The 6,401-nt window shown below is 74.3% G+C and carries 4 protein-coding genes; all 4 read left to right on the top strand.

Translation table 11 applies throughout. The features are described from left to right. Positions 1-262: 262 nt before the first annotated feature. Positions 263-1,462, top strand: coding sequence for an LLM class flavin-dependent oxidoreductase (locus NBZ85_RS25940; protein ID WP_261559618.1), 1,200 nt, complete (start codon positions 263-265; stop codon positions 1,460-1,462). Between the two features lie 242 nt (positions 1,463-1,704). After that, the gene (locus tag NBZ85_RS25935; protein WP_261559620.1) at positions 1,705-3,447 is read left to right on the top strand and encodes an ABC transporter ATP-binding protein; all 1,743 of its coding nucleotides are present in this window, start codon (positions 1,705-1,707) and stop codon (positions 3,445-3,447) included. Further along, positions 3,440-5,365, top strand: coding sequence for an ABC transporter ATP-binding protein (locus NBZ85_RS25930; protein ID WP_261559617.1), 1,926 nt, complete (start codon positions 3,440-3,442; stop codon positions 5,363-5,365). The genes NBZ85_RS25935 and NBZ85_RS25930 overlap by 8 nt, the downstream gene beginning before the upstream one ends. Beyond that, the coding region (locus NBZ85_RS25925; RefSeq protein WP_261562775.1) for an LLM class flavin-dependent oxidoreductase at positions 5,362-6,401 on the top strand (1,040 nt) is incomplete at its 3' end. The genes NBZ85_RS25930 and NBZ85_RS25925, both read left to right, overlap by 4 nt.

Here is a 6,401-nt window from a genome sequence, read left to right as displayed (position 1 = left end):
CCGCACGTCAACTGCACCGTCGACCTCAGCCGCCCCGCGCATCCGGGCGGTGTCTGACCCTGCGCCTGGCGCCAGGGGGCGGGTCGGGGCCGGTCGGCCCCGCGAAGCACCGCCGCCCTGACCGGGCGAGCGCACCGAGCCACGGCGAACCCGACTCCGAGTCAGACCCGATGCTCCCTGCGGCGCGACAGCGCCACGATCCCGCCCGAGACGACCTCCCGCGTGCCCGGACAGCGATCAGACGTTCGAAAGGACTGGCGCAATGACCAACCCCACCGCGATCCCCGAGACCGCGTCCCCGCAGGTCGAGTTCATCAGCCTGTCGCACCTCAACCCGTCGACCGAGCTCAACCCGGTGCCCAGCCGCGGCATCGACCTGCCGTACTTCAAGAAGTACGTGCGTGCCCTCGAGGAGTCGGGCTACGACTACACCCTGCTGCCCTACGGCTCCAACAGCGCCGACTCGTTCGTCCTCGCCTCCGCCGTCGGCCAGCTGACCGAGCGCCTGCGCCCCATCGTCGCGCTGCGGCCGAACACCACGTTCCCGCTGGTGGCGGCGCAGAAGCTCGCGACCCTCGACCAGCTCACCGAGGGCCGCGCTGTCGTCCACATCATCTCCGGGGGCAACGACGCCGAGCAGGCCCGCCAGGGCGACTACCTGCCCAAGGACCGCCGTTACGCGCGCACGTCGGAGTTCATCGACCTGCTGCGCCGCGCCTGGACCGAGACCAGCCCGTTCAGCCACGAGGGCGAGTTCTACAAGTTCGACGAGTTCGGCCCCGGCTTCGCGCCGTACGGCAGCACCATCCCGATCTCGATCGGCGGCCAGTCCGACGCCGCGTTCGGCGTCGGCGGCGCCAAGGCGGACATCTTCAGCTTCTGGGGCGAGCCGCTGGCCGACCTGCGTAAGGAGATCGACCGGGTCAACGCCATCGCCGCCGCGGCCGGCCGCACCGACCGCCCGCGCATCTGGGTGACCTTCCGCCCGATCATCGCCCGGACGGACGAGCTGGCCTGGCGCAAGGCGTTCGACTACGCCGCCCGGATCGAGCAGACCTTCAACGCCGGCCCGGCCCGCGCCTTCCTCAGGGGCGCCCCGCAGAACGTCGGCTCGCAGCGCGCCCTCGCGTTCGCCGCGCAGTCCGAGGTCTACGACCGCGCGCTGTGGACCCGCACCGCGGCCGCGACCGGCGGGCTGGGTGCGTCGACCGCGCTCGTGGGCAGCCCGGAGACGGTCGCCGCCGCGATCCTCGACTACGTCGACCAGGGCGCGAGCCTGGTGTCGATCCGCGGCTACGACACCCTCGCGGACGCCGTCGACTACGGCCGCCACGTCCTGCCGCTGGTACGCCAGGAGATCGCGCACCGGGCAGCCACCGGGCAGCGCGGCGCCCTGCAGGACGCCCACCCCGGCGCCCTCGCCCCCGGCTTCGACGCCGCCGCGCTCGCCGGCGCCCACTGACGGCAACCGGCACGACGACAGCAACCCGCACGACGACAGCGACGGCAGCGGGCGGGCGATGACGGCGGCGATGACGGCGATGGGAGTGGACGGACGATGACGGTGGCGGTGGCGGCCGTCCGCGAGCAGGTCGGCCGCCACCGCGGCCCGGCACGGGACCGCGGGTGACGCGGGGACCCGACGGGCGGGAGCGGGAGCAGGTCCGAAGCGGGGACGGGACCTTCTGGGTGGGACTGCGCACGATGCTGGACGGCTCGTTCGCCCATCCGAAGGCGGCCCTGGTCGGCACCATCACCGGCGTCGTCAACGGCATCACGATGGTCCTGTCCGCGGCCGCGATCGGCTGGGCCACGGACCATCTGATCGTCCCCGCTCTCGACGGCGGCCACGTCGGCCGCGCCGCCTGGTGGATCGCCGCGGGCGCGATCCTCGGCGTCTCCACCCTGCGTTGGATGACGATCCTGGTCCGGGGCGTCGCCACCGGCCACGTCCAGTACGGCTCGCAGGCCCGCATCCGCCGTGCCGTCGTCCGCCGTTACCTCGAGCTCGACCTGTCGTGGCACCGCCGGCACGCGCCCGGCCGGCTGCTGTCGACCGCCGTGTCCGACGTGGACGCCCTGTGGTCCCCGATGGTCGTCTGGTACTTTGCGCTCGGCATGGTCGTCATGCTCGTCGTCGCGATCGGCCAGATGTTCCGCCACGACCTGGCGCTCGGGCTCGTCGGCGTCGCCCTCATCGGATCCGTCCTCGGCCTGAACCTGCTGTACCAGCGCCTGCTCGCCGCCCGCGCGCGGGCCGTGCAGGACAGCCGCGGCGAGTTCGCCGCCCTCGCCCTGGAGAGCATCGAGGGCGCCCAGGTCGTGCGGACGCTGGGCATCGCCGACCGCGAACGCGCCCGTGTCGGGGCCGCCGCGGATCGGCTGCGCCGCGCCACCATCTCGATGGGTGACATCAGCTCGCTGTTCGATCCGATCCTGGAGCTGCTGCCGACCGGCGCGATCCTCGCCGTCCTCGCCGTCGGATCCCGCCGCGTCGAAAGCGGCGACCTCAGCGTCGGCGTGCTCGTCGAGGTCGTCTACCTGCTGCTCACCGTCTCCATCCCGCTCGTCGTCATCAGCCGCTTCCTCGGCATGCTGCCCCTGTCGGCGGCCGGCCGGTCGCGGATCGCCGCCGTCCTCGGCTCCGCCGAGACCACCGCCTACGGGACGCGCGCCCTGGCCGGCGCGGGCCCGCTGGGGCTGGCCGCGCGCGGCGTCGGGCACGTCCAGGGCGGGCGGCACCTGCTCGCGGACATCGATCTGGAGGTCTCCCCCGGAGAGATCGTCGCGCTGGTGGGCGCCACCGGCGCGGGCAAGTCCACCCTGCTGGACCTGTTCGGTCGCCAGGTCGACCCGGCCGAGGGCGTCGTCGAGATCGGCGGGATCGGCGCCCCCGACCTGGCCCGCGGGGAGATCCGCGCGCATCTCGCCGTGGTGTCGCAGACCCCGTGGATGGCCGGCGGCAGCATCCGCGCGAACCTCCACCTCGACGGCCACCCCCGCGAGCGGCGCCCCTACACCGACGCCGAGCTCTGGCGGGCGCTGGGCGCCGCCGGAGCCGACACGCTGGTGCGCAACCTGCCGGACGGGCTGGACACGCGGGTCGGCGAGCGCGGCGCCCGGCTGTCCGGCGGCCAGCGCCAGCGCCTGTGCCTGGCCCGCGCCCTGCTGCGCACGCCGCGCGCCATCCTGCTCGACGACGCCACCTCCGCCCTCGACCCGGCCGTGGAACGCGAAGTGCTCGCCGCGGTGGCGGACCTGCGCGGGCATACCACCGTGCTCATCGTCGGCGGGCGTCCCAGCTCGGTGCTGATCGCCGACCGGGTCGCGTTCCTGCACGCGGGCCGGCTCGTCGCCGTGGGGACCCACGCCGAGCTGCTCGGCACCGAACCCGACTACCGGCGGATCCTGCAGGCCTACGGAACGGCGGACGCGATCCATGGCTGACCGCAGCCGCGCCAGCCAGGAGACCACGGGCCAGGCGACCACGGGCCAGGGGCTCACGGGCCAGGGGCTCGCCGAGCTGGGCTCGGTCGGGGCGCGCGAGCTCGGCCGCCTGATCCGGTCGACCACCCCGGCGGTGATGGCGGGCCTGCCGCTGACCCTCCTGCTGGCGTTCGTCGCCGGCGCCGGCCGCATCGTGACCGCGCTGACCGTCCAGTACGCCCTCGACCACGGCCTGCTCACCCCGCACCACGGCACCGCCGACGTCGTCCTGCACGCCGTGCTCGTCGGCGCCGCGGCCACCGTCGCGGCGGTGTTCGCCTCCTGGTCGCTCAACCGGCGGCTCTACCACCGCACGGAGGCCGCCCTCGCCGAACTGCGCACGGGCGGCATCGCCCGCATCCACGAGATCGCCCCCGAGACGTTCGCGGGGCTCACCGGCACCGACCTCGTCACCCGCCTGACCAGCGACCCCGAAGCGGTCACGACCTTCGTGCAGAACGGCGGCGTCCTGCTGCTCGTCAACCTCACCCAGATGGTCATCGCCGGCGTCCTTGTGATGCTCTACTCCTGGCAGCTCGCGCTGCCCGTGCTGGGCCTGGCGGCGGTGCTGTTCCTCGGCATGCGCCGCCTGCAGATGCTCGTCGCCCGCCGCTACGCCGCCGTGCGCGAGAGTGTCTCGGTCCTGCAGTCCACCGTCGGGGAGGCCGTCACCGGCATCGGCGTCATCCGCTCGACGGGGACCGAGGAACGGACCCGGACCGGCGTCGACCGGGCCGTCGAGAGCACGGCGGCCGCCCAGCGCCACACCCTCGTGCCGCTGAACACCAACGCCGCCCTCGGCGAGATCGCCATCTCGATCATGACCGCGTTCGTCGTCGTCGCCGGGACCCGCTGGTCGACCGCGCACACCAGGTGGGAGCCGACGCTGCACCTGTCGGCCGGCGAGCTGGTCGCGATGCTCCTGCTCGTCAGCTTCTTCGTCCGGCCCCTGCAGGCCCTCGTGCAGACACTTGGAGAGATCCAGAACGCGGTCGTGGGGTGGCGCCGCGCGCTGGAGATCCTCGCGACGCCGTCGGGCGTGGTCGACGGCGCCGACGCGCGCGAGCTGCCCGCCGGACCGATCGCGGTCGAGCTGCACGACGTCGCCGCCGCCTACGGGGCGGGCCCGCTCGTCGTGGAACACCTGACCGTCGCCATCGCCCCCGGCGAGCATGTCGCCGTAGTCGGCGAGACCGGCTCCGGCAAGAGCACCCTCGCCAAGCTGCTCACCCGGCAGATCTCGGCGCGCGGCGGCCACGTCCTGCTCGGCGGCATCCCCGTCGGCCGGGTGTCGGAGGCGTCGTTCCAGCGCCGCGTCGCCATCGTCCCGCAGGACCCGTTCCTGTTCGACGCCACGATCGCCGAGAACATCGGCGTCGGAGTGCGCGGCGACACCGACGTGCATGGCGACAGCGACGTGCTCGGCGAGATCGTCTCCTCGCTCGGCCTGCGCCCGTGGCTCGACACGCTGCCGGACGGCCTCGACACCCGCGTCGGGGTCCGGGGCGAGCGCCTGTCCGCCGGCGAACGCCAGCTCGTCGCGCTCGCCCGCACCGCGCTGCTCGACCCCGACCTGCTTGTGCTCGACGAGGCGACCAGCGGCGTCGACCCCGCCACCGACGTCCGGATCCAGCGCGCACTCGGCGTGCTCACCGTCGGGCGCACCACCGTCTCGATCGCCCACCGCATGGTGACGGCCGAGCACGCCGACCGCGTCCTCGTCCTCGACCGCGGGCGCCTGGTCCAGAGCGGACGCCACGCCGACCTCGTCCGGGTTCCCGGCCGCTACGCCGAGCTGCACGCCGCCTGGGTCGAGCACACCTCCGCCGGCGCCGAACCCCACGAGACCTTTCACCGGCAGAAGGAGAGCACCCCATGACAGCCCCCGCGACCGTCACCGCCACCGTCGACCCTGCGGACACGCCCACGCCACGCCGGCTCCGGCTCGGCTTCAACGCGCGGATCGCCTTCCCGACCGGGCAGGCCGGCGCCGCGTTGCGCGACGGCATCGAGCTGTTCCGCGTCGCCGAGCAGCTCGGCTACGACGCCGGCTGGGTCTACCAGCGCCACTTCGACAACTACCTCGCCTCGCCGATGGTGTTCCACGCGGCCGTCGCGCAGCACACCGAGCGCATCGGCCTCGGCACGGCCATCATCGGCGTCCGCTACGAGGATCCCGTGCTGCTGGCCGAGGCCGCCGGCACGGCCGACCTGCTCAGCGCGGGACGGTTGCAGCTCGGACTCGGGACCGGCCAGGGCGGCTTCGACACCGTCTTCGGCCAGGCGCCGAACGACGGGCGCGCCCAGTCCCAGGACCGGCTCGCGGCGTTCCTGCGCGCCATCCGCGGCGAGCGGGTCGGCGAGATCACCGACCCCGAGGGGCTGCTCCCCGTGGGCACCGAGCTGTTCGTCCGCCCGACGAGCCCCACCCTGCCCGAACGGGTCTGGTACGGCGGCGGCTCGGTCGCCTCCGCCGAGCGGGTCGGCCGCCAGGGGCTGCGGCTGCTGCTGAGCACCATCCTCAGCGGGCAGATCGACGACTACGGCGCGGAGCTCGCCCGGGCCATCGAGGCCTACCGCGGCGCCCACCCCGGCACGTCGCCGTCGCGGGTCGCCGTCGCGCGCTCCGTGCTGCCCGCCACCTCGCCGCAGCTCGCCCGCGTCTACGCGGCCTACGACGCCGAGCGACGCACCCAGGGGCCCGCCGCCTCCCGGCCGGAGGGGGCGCTGGCACCCGTCGCGGCCCCCGCCGCCCGGTTCACGATGAGCCCTGTGCAACACGGCGACCCCGCCGCCGTCGTCGACGAGCTGCTCGCCGACCCGAGCGTCCCGCTCGCCGACGAGCTCATCGCGTTCCTGCCGCCCGCGTTCGGGCTGCGGGAGAACCTGAGGCTGCTCGAGGATCTCGCCGAGAC

The organism is Frankia tisae, from assembly GCF_025403405.1.
In the GTDB taxonomy this organism is placed as follows: Bacteria; Actinomycetota; Actinomycetes; order Frankiales; family Frankiaceae; genus Frankia; species Frankia tisai.
This window is presented reverse-complemented; position numbering and strand designations above follow the sequence as displayed.